This is a genomic window from Flavitalea flava (genome assembly GCF_054461575.1).
In genome coordinates, this window is record NZ_JBTLQH010000019.1 from 85,726 (window position 1) to 101,965 (window position 16,240).

Annotated in this window: 15 protein-coding genes; 8 read left to right on the top strand and 7 right to left on the bottom strand. The window is 46.1% G+C overall.

The annotated features are described in order from the left end of the window. The first annotated feature begins 178 nt into the window (after positions 1–178). Both carA and aroQ read left to right on the top strand, forming a co-directional pair. A complete protein-coding gene (carA, locus tag ACX0G9_RS17305; RefSeq protein WP_459066197.1) occupies positions 179–1,300 on the top strand; it encodes a glutamine-hydrolyzing carbamoyl-phosphate synthase small subunit in 1,122 nt (373 codons plus the stop codon). Between the two features lie 43 nt (positions 1,301–1,343). Next, on the top strand, positions 1,344–1,757 hold the full coding sequence (gene aroQ, locus ACX0G9_RS17310; protein ID WP_459066198.1) for a type II 3-dehydroquinate dehydratase: 414 nt from the start codon (positions 1,344–1,346) through the stop codon (positions 1,755–1,757). Between the two features lie 73 nt (positions 1,758–1,830). Here aroQ and ACX0G9_RS17315 read toward each other — a convergent pair whose 3' ends face one another. Beyond that, positions 1,831–2,589 (bottom strand): peptidylprolyl isomerase, encoded by a 759-nt coding sequence (locus ACX0G9_RS17315; protein ID WP_459066199.1) that lies wholly within the window; start codon positions 2,587–2,589, stop codon positions 1,831–1,833. 190 nt (positions 2,590–2,779) lie between these two features. Between ACX0G9_RS17315 and ACX0G9_RS17320 the strand changes: the two genes are divergently transcribed. After that, positions 2,780–3,412 (top strand): toxin-antitoxin system YwqK family antitoxin, encoded by a 633-nt coding sequence (locus ACX0G9_RS17320; RefSeq protein WP_459066200.1) that lies wholly within the window; start codon positions 2,780–2,782, stop codon positions 3,410–3,412. A gap of 31 nt (positions 3,413–3,443) precedes the next feature. Here ACX0G9_RS17320 and ACX0G9_RS17325 read toward each other — a convergent pair whose 3' ends face one another. Beyond that, entirely contained in the window at positions 3,444–4,253 is an 810-nt protein-coding gene (locus ACX0G9_RS17325; RefSeq protein ID WP_459066201.1) for an alpha/beta hydrolase, read from the bottom strand. Positions 4,254–4,443: 190 nt separating this feature from the next. Here ACX0G9_RS17325 and ACX0G9_RS17330 point away from each other — a divergent pair, with 190 nt between their 5' ends. Further along, on the top strand, positions 4,444–4,893 hold the full coding sequence (locus ACX0G9_RS17330; RefSeq protein WP_459066202.1) for a retroviral-like aspartic protease family protein: 450 nt from the start codon (positions 4,444–4,446) through the stop codon (positions 4,891–4,893). Between the two features lie 162 nt (positions 4,894–5,055). Here the strand turns inward: ACX0G9_RS17330 and ACX0G9_RS17335 are convergent, their stop codons facing one another. Both ACX0G9_RS17335 and ACX0G9_RS17340 read right to left on the bottom strand, forming a co-directional pair. Then, entirely contained in the window at positions 5,056–7,446 is a 2,391-nt protein-coding gene (locus ACX0G9_RS17335) for a M1 family metallopeptidase (RefSeq protein ID WP_459066232.1), read from the bottom strand. Between the two features lie 77 nt (positions 7,447–7,523). Beyond that, positions 7,524–8,108 carry a HupE/UreJ family protein gene (locus ACX0G9_RS17340; protein ID WP_459066203.1) on the bottom strand — a complete coding sequence of 195 codons (585 nt, stop codon included), beginning with the start codon at positions 8,106–8,108 and terminating at the stop codon, positions 7,524–7,526. Between the two features lie 57 nt (positions 8,109–8,165). Here ACX0G9_RS17340 and ACX0G9_RS17345 point away from each other — a divergent pair, with 57 nt between their 5' ends. Further along, complete coding sequence (locus tag ACX0G9_RS17345; protein ID WP_459066204.1) at positions 8,166–8,777, top strand: DUF6702 family protein; 612 nt, start codon at positions 8,166–8,168, stop codon at positions 8,775–8,777. A 174-nt stretch (positions 8,778–8,951) separates the two neighbouring features. On the opposite strand, the gene ACX0G9_RS17350 is transcribed toward ACX0G9_RS17345, so the two are convergent. The 3 genes from ACX0G9_RS17350 to ACX0G9_RS17360 form a co-directional block, all read right to left on the bottom strand. Next, a complete protein-coding gene (locus ACX0G9_RS17350; protein ID WP_459066205.1) occupies positions 8,952–9,179 on the bottom strand; it encodes a hypothetical protein in 228 nt (75 codons plus the stop codon). A gap of 148 nt (positions 9,180–9,327) precedes the next feature. After that, complete coding sequence (locus ACX0G9_RS17355; protein WP_459066206.1) at positions 9,328–10,689, bottom strand: hemolysin family protein; 1,362 nt, start codon at positions 10,687–10,689, stop codon at positions 9,328–9,330. Then, positions 10,682–11,308, bottom strand: coding sequence for a phosphatase PAP2 family protein (locus ACX0G9_RS17360; protein ID WP_459066207.1), 627 nt, complete (start codon positions 11,306–11,308; stop codon positions 10,682–10,684). Before ACX0G9_RS17360 ends, ACX0G9_RS17355 begins: the two co-directional genes overlap by 8 nt. A gap of 108 nt (positions 11,309–11,416) precedes the next feature. Between ACX0G9_RS17360 and ACX0G9_RS17365 the strand changes: the two genes are divergently transcribed. The 3 genes from ACX0G9_RS17365 (at position 11,417) to ACX0G9_RS17375 (ending at position 16,210) form a co-directional block, all read left to right on the top strand. Next, positions 11,417–13,459: an LTA synthase family protein gene (locus ACX0G9_RS17365; RefSeq protein WP_459066208.1), complete on the top strand. Its 2,043-nt coding sequence runs from the start codon at positions 11,417–11,419 to the stop codon at positions 13,457–13,459. 80 nt (positions 13,460–13,539) lie between these two features. Beyond that, entirely contained in the window at positions 13,540–14,919 is a 1,380-nt protein-coding gene (glmM, locus tag ACX0G9_RS17370; RefSeq protein ID WP_459066209.1) for a phosphoglucosamine mutase, read from the top strand. Positions 14,920–15,082: 163 nt separating this feature from the next. Then, positions 15,083–16,210, top strand: a complete 1,128-nt coding sequence (locus ACX0G9_RS17375) for a cysteine desulfurase family protein (protein WP_459066210.1) — start codon at positions 15,083–15,085, stop codon at positions 16,208–16,210. Positions 16,211–16,240 lie beyond the last annotated feature (30 nt).

The window sequence follows — 16,240 nt, forward strand, 5'->3', positions numbered from 1 at the left end:
AATGCTTATTTCTTAAGATATAGAGGCAAGACTTTTTAAAAGTCTTGCCTTTTTTGTGACTGGGTCACCAAGGCCGAAGGCCAATTATTAGCCGATTGGCGCAGAGAGGAATAAATTTTTAAGAAGAATTCCGACATGCGCCTAACAATTCGTAAATTTGCAAAACTTTTTTCGATACATGTCCAATTCAACTTCCCATCAACCTCCCGTTCAGCCAGCCATTCTGTTATTAGAAGACGGTACCGTTCACTATGGTAAAGCCTATGGCAAGATAGGCACTACCACCGGTGAGATCTGCTTCAATACGGGAATGACCGGTTATCAGGAAGTCTTTACCGATCCCAGCTATTACGGACAGGTTCTGATTATGAACAGCGTCCATATCGGGAACTACGGAGTAAAGGATAGTGATATCGAATCGGATAGCGTAAAGATCCGCGGCCTTATCGGAAGGAACCTCGAGGAACAATTCTCCCGTAAACTGGCCAAGGGCTCCCTGGATGAGTACCTGAAAACGAATAATATCGTTTGTATCGAGGGCGTGGACACCCGGGACCTGGTAGCCCATGTCCGTGTCAAAGGCGCTATGAACTGTGTCATCTCTTCTGAGATATCCGACCTGGACCAGTTGAAGGCCCTTTTGGCAAAGACCCCTTCCATGGATGGTCTGGAACTAGCTTCTGCTGTAAGTACTGTAAAAGAATACGAATTGGGAAATCCGGAATCAGCGATCCGGATCGCCGTTCTGGATTATGGGGTCAAACAGCATATATTACAATGTATGACCGAACGGGGCGCCTATGTTAAGGTTTTCCCGGCAAAGACCCCTCTGGCCAGGATAAAGGAATTTAAGCCGAGCGGTTATTTTCTTTCCAATGGCCCCGGAGATCCCGCGCCGATGGATTATGCCATCCCAACAGTAAAAGAGATACTAAAAGAGAAAAAGCCACTTTTCGGCATATGCCTGGGCCATCAGTTGCTCGCCCTGGCCAACGATATTCCCACTTTTAAGATGCACCATGGTCATCGTGGTCTCAATCACCCGGTAAAGAACCTCCTAACCGGCAAATGCGAGATCACCACCCAGAATCACGGATTCGGTGTGGATCCTGTTGCCGTTCGCAAGGCGGAAAATATCGAGATCACTCACCTGAACCTGAATGACGATTCCATCGAAGGTATCCGTCTGAAGGACAGACCTGCCTTTTCCGTTCAGTATCACCCAGAAGCTACCCCGGGCCCACATGACAGCCGCTATCTTTTCGATGATTTTATCGAATTGATCAAAAAGAATAATTAATATTATCCTTTATGTATCGACTTTCTGATCTTAACCATTAAGTATGCGAATAGCTATCATTAACGGGCCAAATCTTAATCTGCTGGGCACAAGGGAACCTGAAGTCTATGGCAGTCAGACCTTCGAGCAATATTTCGGCGAGTTGAAGAAAAAATATCCTTCCATCGATTTCAGCTATTTCCAGAGCAATGTCGAAGGGGAGTTGATCAATGAATTGCAGCGTATGGGTTTCTCCTATGACGGGATCATTATGAATCCGGGAGGTTATACGCATACCTCCGTTGCTATCGGGGATGCCATCGCTGCCATTAAAACACCCGTGGTAGAGGTTCATATCAGTAATGTACATGCGCGGGAAGAATTCCGCAAGATCTCACACATTTCAGCCAAGTCAAAAGGAACTATCATGGGCCTGGGATTAAAGGGCTATGAACTGGCGGTTCAATTTTTCTTGTAGACGCTGCAGGCGCCCAGGCCGCAGGCTCCTGATCAAAAGCCCCGATTAAAGCCCCCCGATCAAAGGAATACGATTAAAGGAATACCCGCATCATCAACGCAAAGCCGGTATCCTGCCGGGGATCATCCGTTTTCCGGATAATGTGCAATCCATTCGCACTCCAAATCTTAAAAACTTCTCCTTTTTTCCGGAGAGAAACCTCATGTTCGATTTGCGGTAACAGGACACCCCGGGCGATCCACCCCAGATCTCCTTTTGTCGCCGCTTCTCCACCCATGGAGTAAGTTTGGGCCAACTCTTCAAAACTTGCCGAACCATCCCTGATCCTGGCCATGATTTTATTGCCAAGCGAATCGGCGATCCGGAACCGGAAGGTTGAAGTGTCGATAAAGATCTGGCTGACATGATAGAAAAGGTTTGGCGCCTTCGTTAATATCTGCACCAGGAACTGGCTCCCTTTCTGTCCGTAGGGGCCATATACTTTTTTTTCTTTTCCTTTATAGGCAAGGCTATCTGCCAGGCTGTTGAAAGTCCGGGTACGGGTGACAACAACCGTATCGATCTTAAACCTTTTTTTTAGGATCTGTTTGGCATACAAGGGTGGATTGGGAGATTTCTCCAATTCCGTTTTGATACCTGCCAGGGTGGTTGGCGCCACCGGCATTTGCTGCAGCTGTTGGACTTGCGGCTGTTGGACCTGGACCTGAGTGGCCTGGCTTTTAGGGGTCTGGCCTTGAGGGGTCTGTGCCTGAACAGTTTGAATAAACATCTTCTCCACCAGGATAAATGCAAAAAGCAACAAAAATTTCCTGCTCACGGGTAATAAACGCATAGGTAGTAAATGATAGAGTAATTAAGTCAGCTGTCAATATTAAAGAATTTGCTATGATTTATTTGTAATTGGGTTATGTAAATTTATGTTCTCCGTATCCAAGCATAATTTGGAATGATTTTCGTTCTATATAAGAAGTTTAAAACCCGTAAAGATGCGATGCATTATAATTTTATTATTATTTACCTGTATGAATATTAGTGCTTTACATGGATATTCCCAGTTAAAGGACTATATGATCGGGGCCAAGGGCGACACTTTAAACAAGATCGACCGGCAGGACAGGAAGCAGGGCCGCTGGGTAAATCATTTTGATGAGGTCAGAGGAGAACCGGGGTATGAAGAAGAAGGTCTTTACCAGAACGGCCGGAAAGAGGGGACCTGGCGTTTGTACAGCCTTTCCGGTGACCTGGTCGGAGTCGAGTTCTATAAATGGGGCAATAAGGATGGGGTTTGCCAGTATTTTCTCGTCAATGGTTCCATGATCAGGGAAGAGAGATGGCGGGCATTAAATCCGGATAAGGCATATGATACCCTCCAGGTGGAAGATATCGATCACCTGGATAAATACAAAACTGTGATCGTTAAGAATGAAGGAGTCGCCATCAAAGACGGCGTATGGACCTATTACGACCCGTCTACCGGCATGGTCGCAAGAACGGAGACTTATACCCTGGGTAAACGGGAAGCTTCGAAATCGACTACCGCAGCTCCACCCAAAACCGATGCCGCTAAAGCCAATGCCAAACCTAAGGAGGTCCTGGAGTTCGAAAAGAAAACCGGGAAAAAGAAGGTTAAGGTTCAGGATGGAAGCGTACATTGATAAATGTCGAACCACTAATAAGGGAAATGTACTATCCTTTAAAATATTTCCGGAAAAAAAGCAACTGGTAATCGATGCTGTTCTGCCAGTACCCGCTGTTATGACCGCCGGGGCGTTCCGTATAATCGTGATCGATCTTTTTTTCCAGTAATTTACGGTGAAGGTTCCTGTTGACATCCAGGAAAAAATCATCGGCTCCGCAATCGAAGATCAACTTCAGATCCCCGTTATGAAGGGCATCAACTGCATGGATCACTGTGTTTTTCTCCCAGTTCGTCCAACAGCAGGCAGAGTCTCCCAGATCTTTTTTCAGGTCCCAGTTATCGGGGAATGGACGGAAATCGACGCCTCCGCTGGTTGCGCCGGCTGCCCCAAAAAGGTCCTTATGGCGGATAGCCAGGTACAGCGCTCCGTGACCACCCATACTGAGACCGGTAATAGCACGGTGCCGGCGGTCGGGAACCGTTTTATAATGGGAATCGATATAGTTTATCAGTTCTTTGCTGATAAAGGTCTCATAGCGGATGGCCGGATCCACAGGGCTATCGAAATACCAACTGCCATACCCTCCGTCAGGACAAACGAACAATACCTTCATCTCCTCTGCCTTGTCTTTTAACTGTGGTGCGAGGCCGGGCCATTGCGCATAACTTCCGCTATAGCCATGTAACAGGTAAATGACCGGAAGGGATGTTTTGGATTGCCGGTAACCCTTCGGTCCGATGATAACACATTTTACATCCTTTTTCATGGAAAGACTATGTACCAGGATCGTATCAGCCTGGCCTGCCGAAGCGACCAGGGATACCATCAGAAACAGAAGAGGCATAAATATTTTCATGAAGAAAATTTAAAGACAAAATTTAAAACACAAATATAAGCGCGCAGTGTGAATATCTTTCATTGGTGATTGCGTACTGTCATATTCTTAAATACTTATATTTGTTTTAGTGCCAGATCGGCTAACGATCCATTGAATTGAAGCGATGGGGGACTGAGAAACAATTTTTTAGAACCTAAAACCAAAATTTATGGGATTGGTATATGCAGATGTGGAATTAATCAATGGAGTGGATATGGGAAATGCCCGGCGGTATCAAACTGGCGAGGAGGAAATCCGGCGTATGCGGCTGACGATGCTGGTCGATAGCGGTGCCTATATGATGGCTATCAACGAGACGATCCAGTCACAATTGGACCTGATGTTTTTGGAAAAGAGGACGGTTCAACTGGCCAGCGGGCAGATCGTGACCTATGATGTGGTAGGTCCTGTCGAAGTCCGGTTTGCCAATCGTAAGGCGATGTGCAGCGCCTTTGTCCTGCCGGGAGATAGCGAACCTTTGCTGGGCGCTATCCCGATGGAGGAAATGGATGTGATTATTAATCCTAAAAGACAGGAGCTGGTAGTGAATCCTGAACATCCGAATTATGCAGTGCTGAAAATGAAGAAAATAGAGAAGTCCAAAGCTTTAGCATTGTAAGAATAAGAATCTGTTGAGAAATGAACAGATATCCATTACACAGATATCTATTACAAAAGTAAAAATGCAAAAAGCCAGTAAAATTTTACTGGCTTTTTGCATTTTATTAAGGAGCATATTATTATGGAGAATAGTTCCTTCAAAAGGTAGTTCGTTTGCCGATCAAAATGCCTTCTTTTCTTTTTCTCCTGCCTTCTGCATTGGGTTGCCGGTTTGCGGTATACTGCGCAGGAGTTGTTGTTTGGCTTTAAAGACCTGGAATTTGCTCTCTGTTTGCACCGTTGGCCAGCTATTGTTGCTTTCGTCGATATCCGCGGTCTCGCGATCGGGGTCCAGCCGGATGCTCTTTACCTCTTTGTCTTTCATGAATAATTTGGTCAGGTGGCCTTCATTCTTGCGCCAGACCTGGGCAGGGATACGTTCGACTTCTTTGGTGCCATCGGTGTAGGTCCATTCGATTATGATGGGCATAACCAATCCGCCTTTATTACTGAACTGAAGTTCATAGAATTGTTTGCCGCTGACCTTTTCGCGGGTGGCATCATCCATCGGCTCATCGAATTGTACGACGTGCTGGGCAATTTTAGTACTGTCATATGGGATCTGACCTCTTTTGTATTTCCAGTAAAAATCATGCAGCGTCGTATCGGCATCGGTGGCAAATACGATGTTCTTGTCATCCCGGTTACGGGCCTTGGACACATCTTCCGGGAACTTGCCATCCGGCATGGGTTTGTCGATGCTCTTCATGATGGTGGTATCCACTTTAGCCGGCGGGTTCTTCAGATCTGCCGTATAATGTTTGACACTGTCCAGGGAAAGGTCGACCGGTTCGATCCCGTAGAACCACCCCCGCCAGAACCAGTCCAGATTTTCCGCGCTGGCGTCATTCATCGTGCGGAAAAGGTCCGCAGGTGTAGGATGTTTGAAGGCCCACCGACGTGCATATTCCTTGAAAGCATAATCGAATAATTCCCGGCCCATGACGGTTTCCCGCAGGATATTGAGACCGGTTGCCGGTTTGGTATAAGCGTTGGGACCGAAGTTGATGATGTTCTCCGAATTGGTCATAATTGGTTCCAACTGGTCCTTGGGTAATTTCATATAATCCACGATCGCCCATGCAGGCCCTTTCCCCCTTACCGGAAATTTATTGTCCCATAATTCCTCGGTCAGGTATTCCACAAAGGAATTCAGACCTTCGTCCATCCAGGACCATTGTCTTTCATCGCTGTTGATGATCATGGGGAAGAAGTTATGACCTACTTCATGAATGACCACACCGAGCATTCCGTATTTGGTGGCCTCGCTGTAACTGCCGTCTTTTTCCGTCCTTCCGTAGTTAAAACATATCATCGGGTATTCCATTCCGTTGGATGCTTCCACGCTCTGGGCAACCGGATAGGGATATGGAATGGTAAAATGAGAATAGGATTTGATGGTATGTGCAACCGCCTTGGTGGAAAAACGTTTATACAGGTTATAGGCTTCTTTGCCGTAATAACTCATACACATCACTTTTTTACCTTCTACATAAGCGGGCATTCCGTCCCATACGAATCTACGGGAAGAACCCCATGCAAAATCCCGTACATTATCGGCTTTAAATATCCAGGTTTTCTTTTGTTTGTTCCTGGTGATCTCGGATGCTTTGGCTTCAGCCAGGGTAACGATCTCTACCGGTTCTTTGGAAGTCTGGGCTTTCTGCCAGCGGGCGAACTGGGCAGGGGTAAGTACCTGCTGATAGTTCTGACATTCTCCGGTAGCACCAATCACATGATCGGCAGGTACCGTCATCTGTACCTTGAAATTACCAAAGGTAAGGGCGAATTCACCCCTTCCCGTAAACTGGTTATTCTGCCAGCCCTGGAAATCGCTGTAAACACAAAGACGGGGATACCATTGCGACATGGTGAACAGATAATTGCCGTCCTCTGCAAAATATTCATAACCACCCCGTCCGCCGAATTTCATGCGGTCAGAGATATGATAGTTCCAATCTATTTTGAAAATGAATTTCTGACCGGGTTTCAGAACACCAGGCAATTCGACCCGCATCATGGTTTTGTTGACCGTGTATTTCAGGGATTTACCCAGCGCATCGGTGATCTTTACGATATTGACACCATAATCATTTTTTGCCAGTGTTTCTTTCTGGCTGATCATCTGGTCGCTGACCAGTTTGGGCATGGTGCTTCCATCCTGGTAGTTGGCATTATTTTTTGAACTGTGTTCGTTCTCATCCACCTGCAGCCACAGATAGGTTAGCTCGTTGGGGGAGTTGTTGGAATAGGTAATAGTCTCTGATCCGGTGAGCCACTGTTTATCCTCGTCCAGCTCGCATTTGATGTCATAATCGGCTTTTTGCTGCCAATACCTGGGGCCGGGGGCGCCGCTGGCAGTGCGGTATTCGTTCGGCGTTGGCAGGATGTTGCCCAGCGCTTCGAATTTATTACCATGATTGGAATTGGGATTGTTTTGCAGGTTCTGGGCCGGCAGAGCGCCTGCGGCATAACAACCTACAATCCAAAGAAGCAGTTTTTTTGTGTTCATGTGTGTGTATTTTAACGGTGGTTTGTTATTTTTTACAGCAATCGTTCCCTGGTTTATGGCAGCAATCGTTCCCGGGTTTATGACGGCAATCGTTCCCAGGCCATTCTCAGAGACACCAGCAGAATGATTGCCGATGCACCCCATATCCACCATAGTTGCCGGATCTTTAGCCATTGTACGAAAATAAAGGAAAAGACCAGTATGATCGCTACTACTAATAACTGTGCCGTCTCGATCCCCAGGTTAAAGGCCAGCAGGTGCGGAACCAAGCCTTCTTTTCCCTCCAGACTTAAAAAAGTATTCGCGTAAGCCAGACCATGGATCAATCCAAAGAAAAGGGCAAAAAAGTAGATCAGGGGAAGTCTTGTCGGCCGGGTTATCTGTCTGTTCTTCTGAAAAAGATTATTAAGTGCCGTAGCTACAATCGTCAAAGGAATCAGGAATTCAATCCACCGGGTCGGAAACCGAAAAAGCCCCATGGCGCTCAGGGCCAGGGTTATGGAATGCCCAATCGTAAAGGCCGTCACCAATACCACGATTTTTTTCCAGTCCTTAACCAGGTAACGCAGGCACAAGGCAGTCACAAAAAGTAAATGGTCCAGGGCTTCCCAGGTGAGGATATGTTCCGTGCCCAATTTGAAATAAAGGGAAAAATCTTGCATTATAGTAGAATTGCCAAAATTATTCAGACTTTTGGACTAAGAAAATTTACTTTTTAAATGGCAGTATCCTTGTTTAAATGGCTGACTTTGTTGAAGTGGTGTTTTTCCGCGGTTTTTTTTATGCCCCTGCAGGATAAGGAAGGCACCTTTCCGACAGCTGGTAATGAAGGCATCTGTTTTACTTCAGGTGAGGAAGAGGTCGGAAGAATTGGCACTCCGGGAAAAGCCAGGCATCCCCTGTATATAGGCGTCATGGAGATTAGCCACAATGCAAAGGATAAGAGCCTGGAAGTCAGTTGTAAGCTTTTTACCAATGACCTGGAAGCGACCCTGGAAAAAGTAACCCATACTAAAGTGGATCTTTCAGACGCAAAAAATAAAACGTTCAATGACAAGCTAATTTCGGAATACGTTCAAAAGCATGTGCAAATCAAAGTGGATGGGCGTTCGGTTTCCCTTCAGTTTGCCGGATGCGAAAATGAGGCGGAAGGCACCTGGAGTTATTTCCAGGTCAGCAATGTTCCCTCCCTTAAACGCCTTGACATTACCAATAATCTGCTTTATGACAACTTTGATAAACAGATCAACATCATTCATGGCTCAGCCGGTGGCATAAGAAAAAGTACGCGGTTGAATTACCCGGATACGAATGCCGTCCTGGAGTTCTGACGGGCCGCTAAACTTAACTTCCCGCGGCCAGGAGCGGGGGATTTCGAACCTGGCGAACCTGGCGAACCAGGCGATCCTGCCCGTCAATGCGAAGGCCGGGAATATTGCAGCATCCACTCATATATATTCATGTTGTTCTCTTTATAAGCAGGATCTGTGGCTTTATCCCAGGAATTATGTCCCCCTGTGTTCCGGGATATCGTTCTTTTGGGAAGTTCCATCATTACTTTTTTTACAGGATAACATCCCCAGGCAATAAAAAATGGCTATTAAAAAAAGGACTATCCTGATAGTGCGGTTGGAAAGGGAATCCCAAGGCGATGTATTCATGCGATGGGTATTCATACAATGGGTGTTGATACAAGGAGTATCCAGGCCCCGGGGCTTCAAGGTGGTTTTCATAATATTGGATTTACGCAAAAGGTGTTTAAGGTCAAAACCAATCTCTTATTTTCAAAAATTATACCAAATCCGCCCTGCGCAAGATGGTAGACAATCCTCCTGGTTGATACGTCATTGCGTATGCGCCAAAATTCATATGTGTTGTAAATTATTCTCCGGAGGCTTCCGTTCTGGCTGAGTCGGAGCGTGCCGATTTTGCCGATTTGCTGTCTGTTTTGTCCATTTCCTTCCGGATATCCCCCGAAATGATCACCAGGACTTTATCTATCCGTTGGGCGTCCATATCTACGATCTCGAAAGTGAATCCCCGCCAGGTCAGTTTCTCGCCTGTTCTTGGGATTCGCTCCAGTTCGTTCAGGATAAAACCGGCAAGCGTATCGAATTCATGGTCTCCTTCGTTCATCCATTCCGTTTTTTCGAAATGGGACAGGAAATCGTAGAATGGGATCTGGGCATCCACCAGGAAAGACCCATCCTCCCGTTTGTGGATTTCATAATCGGAAAGATCGGGCTGGGGAATGTCTCCTACGATGGCTTCTAAAATATCATTCAGCGTGATCATTCCTTCCAGACTTCCGTATTCGTCTACGATAAAACAACAATGGATCTTGGATTCCTTGAATTTTTCCAGGACCACGTATGCTGAATTATTTTCAGGAACGAATAAGGCCGTGGTCATAATATCTTTAAATAAGATGGAATCTTCCGAGATATAGAGGTCCTTGATGGAAACGACTCCTTTGATGTTATCGATCTCGCCATCGCAAATGGGATAGACGGAATGCGGTTCTTTGATGATCTTCTCCTTGATCGTTTCTTCGTTCTCGTTCAGGTCAAACCAGATAATGTCACTTCGGTGGGTCATCAGCGAGGTGATGTTACGATCACCCAGGTGAAAGACCCGTTCAATGATCTCCTGCTCCGCTTCTTCGATGGTCCCCTGTTCCGTTCCTTCGTGAATAATAGCCTTGATCTCCTCCTCCGTAACGGCCCCATCCTGTGAAGCAGTAATGGGAAAAAGTTTAAAAAAGAGGTTGCTGGTGTTATTCAGCAGCCAGACGATCGGGTGCGTAATAAACGACAGTACCTTCACGGGTCTGGCTACATGCCGGGCGATCCATTCCGCACGGAGCAGACCGATACGTTTGGGAACCAATTCCCCGAAAATGATGGACAGGAGTGTTACGATGACCAGGATCAGCCCGGTCGATATGTTGGCGGAATAATGACGCAGATAGGGAATCCGTTCAATATAGGGCTGCAGATCCGCGCTGAATTTTTCACCGGAATAAAACCCGGTAAGGATGGCAACAAGGGTAATGAAAATCTGGGCGGTAGGAAGGAATAATTCGGGGTTTTCAGCGAGCTTCAGGGCTGCTTTGGCCTTTTCATCCCCATTATCCCCTAAATTCTCCAGCCGGCTTTTCCGCGCCGATACCAGCGCTATTTCCGCCATTACGAACAATCCATTCATAAAGATCAGACAAAGTAAGATTACGATCTCAAGCATGTGTTTGTTTATAGAATGGTAAAGAAAGCGTGCCGAACTGCAGATGGAAAAGACGACTCGTACCGTAGCCGATCAGGCATCCGATCAGTGCCCCGCAGATAACATCTACCGGGTAATGCACACCGACATAGATCTGGGCATAAGATATGAAAAAAGCCCAGGCAAATACAACTCCCCACCACCGGCTGGTGTGATGTAGCGTAAGATATATGAATGTTGACAATGCAAAATGATTACAGGCGTGGGAGGAAGTAAAGCTGGAGCTGGATGGACAGTAATTCACCAATATCCGTATCAGGGATGCCATTTCAGGATCCTGACAGGGGCGCAATCTGAACAGGTTCTGTTTGATCAGGTGGCTGCTGACCAGGTCTCCGATAATAGCCGTCATAATGAGGGAAAATGACCAGAACCATCCCTTTTTGCCAAAATTGAGGGTAATAAATACCAGGAGGAACAGATAAAAAGGCAACCAGATCTCTGATTCCCTCAGATAGGGTAAGAAGTTATCAAAGAGGGGGTTAGTCCAATCCTGGTTGATCTTGTTGAACAGCCAATGGTCGCCCTGTAAGATATTGTATAAAAAGCCTGTATGCATGCCATTGTCGAGTAAAATCATGGTTTCCAGAATAATTGCTCTAATTTTACGGCCCAAAACATTATTCGTATTCCGGAGAAGGATTATATTTTTAAAAACACTTCTCCGGAATTCACATAAAAAAAGGCTATGTTAACAAGCACGGGGATAAAGATACCAAAATTGATCCGTTCGATTTTTGCTACCGGTATTATTTTTTTGTTGATCATGAGCCTTTTGCGCCTTGCTTTATTTTTCTCTTTCAGCAACCAGGCCAACGGTTTCTCCGATCTCCTTCCTTCTTTTCTCCTGGGGATCCGGTTCGATCTGAGATATATCTGTATTTTTCTGGCCCTTTTGTTGCTCCTGGGTTGTTTTCGTCCCCTAAACCCTTTCCGGAGTTCAACCGGTAAAAAAATAACCCTTTTTCTGATAGGATTGGCTACATTCCTGATCGTCTTCTTCTATTCCGTCGATTTTGCGAACTATAGTTACCTGTCCCAGCGACTGAATGCAGGGGTGCTGAATTACCTGATCGATGTCCGTATCTCAGCCAATATGGTATGGCAAACCTATCCCGTTATCCGTATTCTGTTGGTATTGATATTGGGTACAATATTTATTTTTCTGTTGATCAAAGCCATTTACAAAGGGATCCTTAAATCAAAAAAATCAGATCTTTCCGATAGAGGCAGGATCGCCTGGATCGTCGTAGCTTTTTTATTACTGGGATTGGCTATTTTCGGAAGGGTCGGTCAATATCCACTGAGGTGGAGCGATGCTTTTGGGTTGGGCAGCGATTACAAAGCAAACCTGGCGCTGAACCCCTTCCAGTCTTTTTTCAGCAGCCTGAAATTCCGGCATAGTGTGTACAATGAAGAGAAAATAATTGCCGCTATCCCAGTGCTGTCACCTTATTTCGGATTTACGGAAACAAAAGTTCCGGGGGTTGCAGAAATTGCACCCCGACGGGATTCCCTGGAAAAAGCGTTCATAAGGGATATTGCTCCCCGCCCGGGTACGCTGACCAGCCGGCCAAACGTAATAGTGGTGATCTGTGAATCCTTCAGCGGATATAAAAGTTCCATGTGGGGTAATCCATTGAATACCACTCCCTTTTTTAACGGACTTTGTAAAAAGGGGATTTTCTTCGATCATTGTTTTACACCCAGTTATGGAACGGCCAGAGGAGTCTGGGCGGTGGTGACCGGGATTCCCGATATAGAAGTGGCCACGACCACATCCAGCCGAAACCCGGCCGCAGTGGACCAGCATACGATCATCAATGATTTTACGGGGTATGAAAAATTCTATTTTCTCGGCGGCAGTACAAGCTGGGCCAATATCAGAGGCCTGCTGACCAATAATATCAAGGACCTTCGTTTGTATGAGCAGGAGAATTATTCGGCTCCTAAAGTAGATGTCTGGGGCATTAGCGACAAAAACCTTTTCCTGGAAGCCAATAAGGTACTCAAACAACAGACCGCTCCTTTTTTCGCAGTCATTCAAACAGCCGATAATCACCGGCCCTATACCATCCCTGCTGAAGACCAGCAGGCTTTTCATTCCATCGAGGTTCCGAAGGATTCTCTGCGAAAATCAGGTTTTGAAAACAATGAAGAAATGAATGCTTTCCGGTATACCGATTTCGGATACCAGACTTTTATAGAGGCAGCCGGCAAAGAAAAATATTTTGATAATACGGTATTCCTTTTTATCGGTGATCACGGGATACCTGGCGATGCCGGAACGATGTTCCCCAGAGCCTGGACCGACCAGCGTCTGACGGCCGAACATGTCCCTTTATTGATCTATGCTCCCAAATTATTACCGGATTCCCGTATTACGCATCCTTGTTCGCAGGTGGATGTATTGCCAACCCTGGCGGGATTGTGTAATATCCCATACCGAAATACAGCCCTGGGACGGGATCTGTTGGATACGGCATCTTATAATGGGAAAGCCCTGTCATTTATTTATGATCCGGATCAGGGGGTCATCGGTGTGGTCAAGGACGATTATTACTATCGTAAACAGCTAAAGACCGGTAAGGAAGAAATGGTGTCGATCATAAATAATGACCCCGTACCTGCGACGATCCTGAATGGGCCGCAAAAAATGAAAATGCAGCAACTGACCGACGGGATCTATGAGACCGCTAAGTTCATGGTACTGAAGAATAAGAAAAAATAACCGGCTACCGCCGGACTGGCATTTTATCGGCAAACCTGGGTTTTTTTTCCTTAATTTTGTAGCAATTAAACCAAGTAACTGTGGCATTGATTAAGAGCATCTCCGGCATCAGGGGTACCATTGGCGGAAGACCGGGCGATAACCTGTCTCCAACGGATATAGTAAAATTTGCGGCGGCTTATGGGACCCGGGTCCTGGAATTGAATAAGGGAAAAAAGATCGTAATTGGCCGGGATGGCCGTATAAGCGGAGAGATGGTCAGCAATCTGGTGGTTTGCACCTTACAGGGATTGGGACTGGATATCATCGATCTGGGTCTTTCAACCACCCCCACGGTGGAACTGGCGGTGACCGGGGAAAAAGCGGCCGGCGGTATTATTATTACGGCCAGTCACAACCCCAAAGAATGGAATGCCCTGAAATTATTGAACCATGAAGGGGAATTCATCAGCGCGGAAGAAGGAGCCCTGATTCTCGAAAAAGCTAAAAAAGATGATTTCGTCTTTGCCACGGTTGACAAATTAGGTAGTTATACGGTTAATACGGATTGGATGCAGAAGCATATCGATATGATCGTCGGTTATCCTCTGGTGGATGTGAAGTCCATCCGGCAAAAACGTTATAAGATCGTCGTCGATACCATCAATTCGACCGGCGCCTTGTTCATCCCCCCTTTATTAAAAGCATTGGGCGTGGAAGAAGTAATCTTACTCAACGAAGAGGTGAATGGACGGTTCGCCCATAACCCGGAACCTCTTCCGGAAAATTTATCCGGTCTCAGCGCAACAGTACAAAAATCGAAGGCAGATCTGGGAATCGCGGTGGATCCCGATGTGGACCGTTTGTGTTTTGTCTGCGAGGATGGATCTATGTTCGGGGAAGAATATACACTGGTAGCGGTGGCGGATTATGTACTGAGTAAAAAACCTGGAAATACGGTTAGTAATATGAGCAGCACGAAGGCGCTCAAGGAGATCACCCTTCAAAGGGGCGGTCAGTATTTTCCTTCATCCGTAGGAGAGGTGAATGTTGTAAAGGCCATGAAGGCGACGGATGCGGTGATTGGCGGAGAAGGCAACGGGGGCATTATCGTCCCTGATCTTCATTACGGAAGGGATGCGTTGATCGGAATCGGGCTTTTTTTAAGCGCGCTGTCTCATCATAAGAATGGAATAAAATCCTTCCGGGTAAAATATCCCGATTATTTCATTTCAAAAAATAAGATCGAATTACAAAAAGGGATCGACGTTCAGGAGATCTTCGATAAAATAGAAGAAAAATATAAAAATCATCCTGTCAATACAGAGGATGGCCTGAAGATCGAATTTGATAACGATTGGGTGCATCTTCGTACTTCCAATACAGAACCGATCATCCGTATTTACGCCGAAAGTAATTTCGAAACCACCGCTAATAATATCGCCCAGCGGTTAATGAAGGATATTAAGGAATTCATTTAACCGGCCGTGAATTTCCGGAGTTAACTGCTTATCCGGAATTCCCGTTTTATGAAGTCATTACCCGCGTTCGTCTGTCCAAAAGCAGGGATCATCCCCTATAAAGGGCGGGAATAAAGGATTACTTATCTTTGCACCCGACATTTGCGGAAAAGGATATTATTGTATGCAAAGAATCTACTTAGACAACGCGGCTACGACCAGTTTGGATGCTCAGGTGCTGGAATCGATGATGCCTTACCTGACAGATAAATTCGGCAACCCTTCTTCTATTTATTCTTACGGCAGGGAGTCCCGGCTGGCCATCGAAAATGCCCGTAAATCGGTTGGTAAATTATTGAATGCCCATCCTGCTGAAATCTTCTTTACTTCGGGAGGAACGGAAAGCTCCAATACGGCCATTACGGCTTCGGTGCGGGATCTGGGTTGCACTCATATCATTTCCTCTCCCCTGGAGCACCATGCCACCTTACATACGGTTGAAAACCTGCACCGCAGAGGGGAAGCTGCAGTCAGTTATGTACGTGTATTGCCCAACGGACATATCGACCTGGAGGACCTGGAACAGAAACTGGCTTCCAGCGCGGAAAAAACATTGGTTACCCTGATGCATGCCAACAATGAGATCGGCAATATCCTCGATATCCATGCAGTGGGAGCACTCTGTAAATTATACGGAGCCGTTTTTCATTCGGATACCGTACAAACGGTAGGACATTTTCCTTTCGATCTCCGTAAGACGCCCGTACATTTTATTACGGGAGCCGGACATAAATTCCATGGACCGAAAGGAGTGGGGTTATTGTATATCAATGAGAATGTAAAGATCCATCCTTATATTCACGGCGGGTCGCAGGAGCGGAATATGCGGGCGGGTACGGAGAATCTCTATGGGATCATTGGTTTTGCCAAAGCGCTTGAATTAGCGTCCGCTAATTTTGAACAGGAGAGCGCTTATATAAAAGGTATTAAACTGCATATGATGGAGCAGTTGAAGAAACAGGTGAAAGGTATTTCCTTTAACGGAGATCCCGTAGGAAGAAGTCTGTATACGGTACTAAGCGTATCCTTCCCAAAAACCGAGAAATCGGAAATGCTCCTGTTCAATCTCGATATTAACCATATCTGCGCTTCCGGTGGCAGCGCGTGTACCAGCGGTGCTGAACAGGGGTCGCATGTTATCCGGGAGATCAATAATAACCCCAATCAGGTGACTGTTCGGTTTTCCTTTTCCAAGCATAATACAAAGGAAGAAATCGATTTTGTGACGGACAAGCTGAAAGAACTGATATAGTGTCTATCTGGTATAGTGTTTATCCGATTT

Coding starts and splice junctions, on each gene's coding strand:
- ACX0G9_RS17360 (WP_459066207.1), bottom strand. CDS start 11,308: ATGATTTTACTCGACAATGGCATGCATACAGGCTTTTTATACAATATC.
- ACX0G9_RS17365 (WP_459066208.1), top strand. CDS start 11,417: ATGTTAACAAGCACGGGGATAAAGATACCAAAATTGATCCGTTCGATT.
- ACX0G9_RS17325 (WP_459066201.1), bottom strand. CDS start 4,253: ATGAAAATATTTATGCCTCTTCTGTTTCTGATGGTATCCCTGGTCGCT.
- ACX0G9_RS17335 (WP_459066232.1), bottom strand. CDS start 7,446: ATGAACACAAAAAAACTGCTTCTTTGGATTGTAGGTTGTTATGCCGCA.
- ACX0G9_RS17330 (WP_459066202.1), top strand. CDS start 4,444: ATGGGATTGGTATATGCAGATGTGGAATTAATCAATGGAGTGGATATG.
- ACX0G9_RS17315 (WP_459066199.1), bottom strand. CDS start 2,589: ATGCGTTTATTACCCGTGAGCAGGAAATTTTTGTTGCTTTTTGCATTT.
- aroQ (WP_459066198.1), top strand. CDS start 1,344: ATGCGAATAGCTATCATTAACGGGCCAAATCTTAATCTGCTGGGCACA.
- ACX0G9_RS17345 (WP_459066204.1), top strand. CDS start 8,166: ATGGCAGTATCCTTGTTTAAATGGCTGACTTTGTTGAAGTGGTGTTTT.
- ACX0G9_RS17320 (WP_459066200.1), top strand. CDS start 2,780: ATGAATATTAGTGCTTTACATGGATATTCCCAGTTAAAGGACTATATG.
- ACX0G9_RS17355 (WP_459066206.1), bottom strand. CDS start 10,689: ATGCTTGAGATCGTAATCTTACTTTGTCTGATCTTTATGAATGGATTG.
- ACX0G9_RS17375 (WP_459066210.1), top strand. CDS start 15,083: ATGCAAAGAATCTACTTAGACAACGCGGCTACGACCAGTTTGGATGCT.
- ACX0G9_RS17340 (WP_459066203.1), bottom strand. CDS start 8,108: ATGCAAGATTTTTCCCTTTATTTCAAATTGGGCACGGAACATATCCTC.
- carA (WP_459066197.1), top strand. CDS start 179: ATGTCCAATTCAACTTCCCATCAACCTCCCGTTCAGCCAGCCATTCTG.
- ACX0G9_RS17350 (WP_459066205.1), bottom strand. CDS start 9,179: ATGAAAACCACCTTGAAGCCCCGGGGCCTGGATACTCCTTGTATCAAC.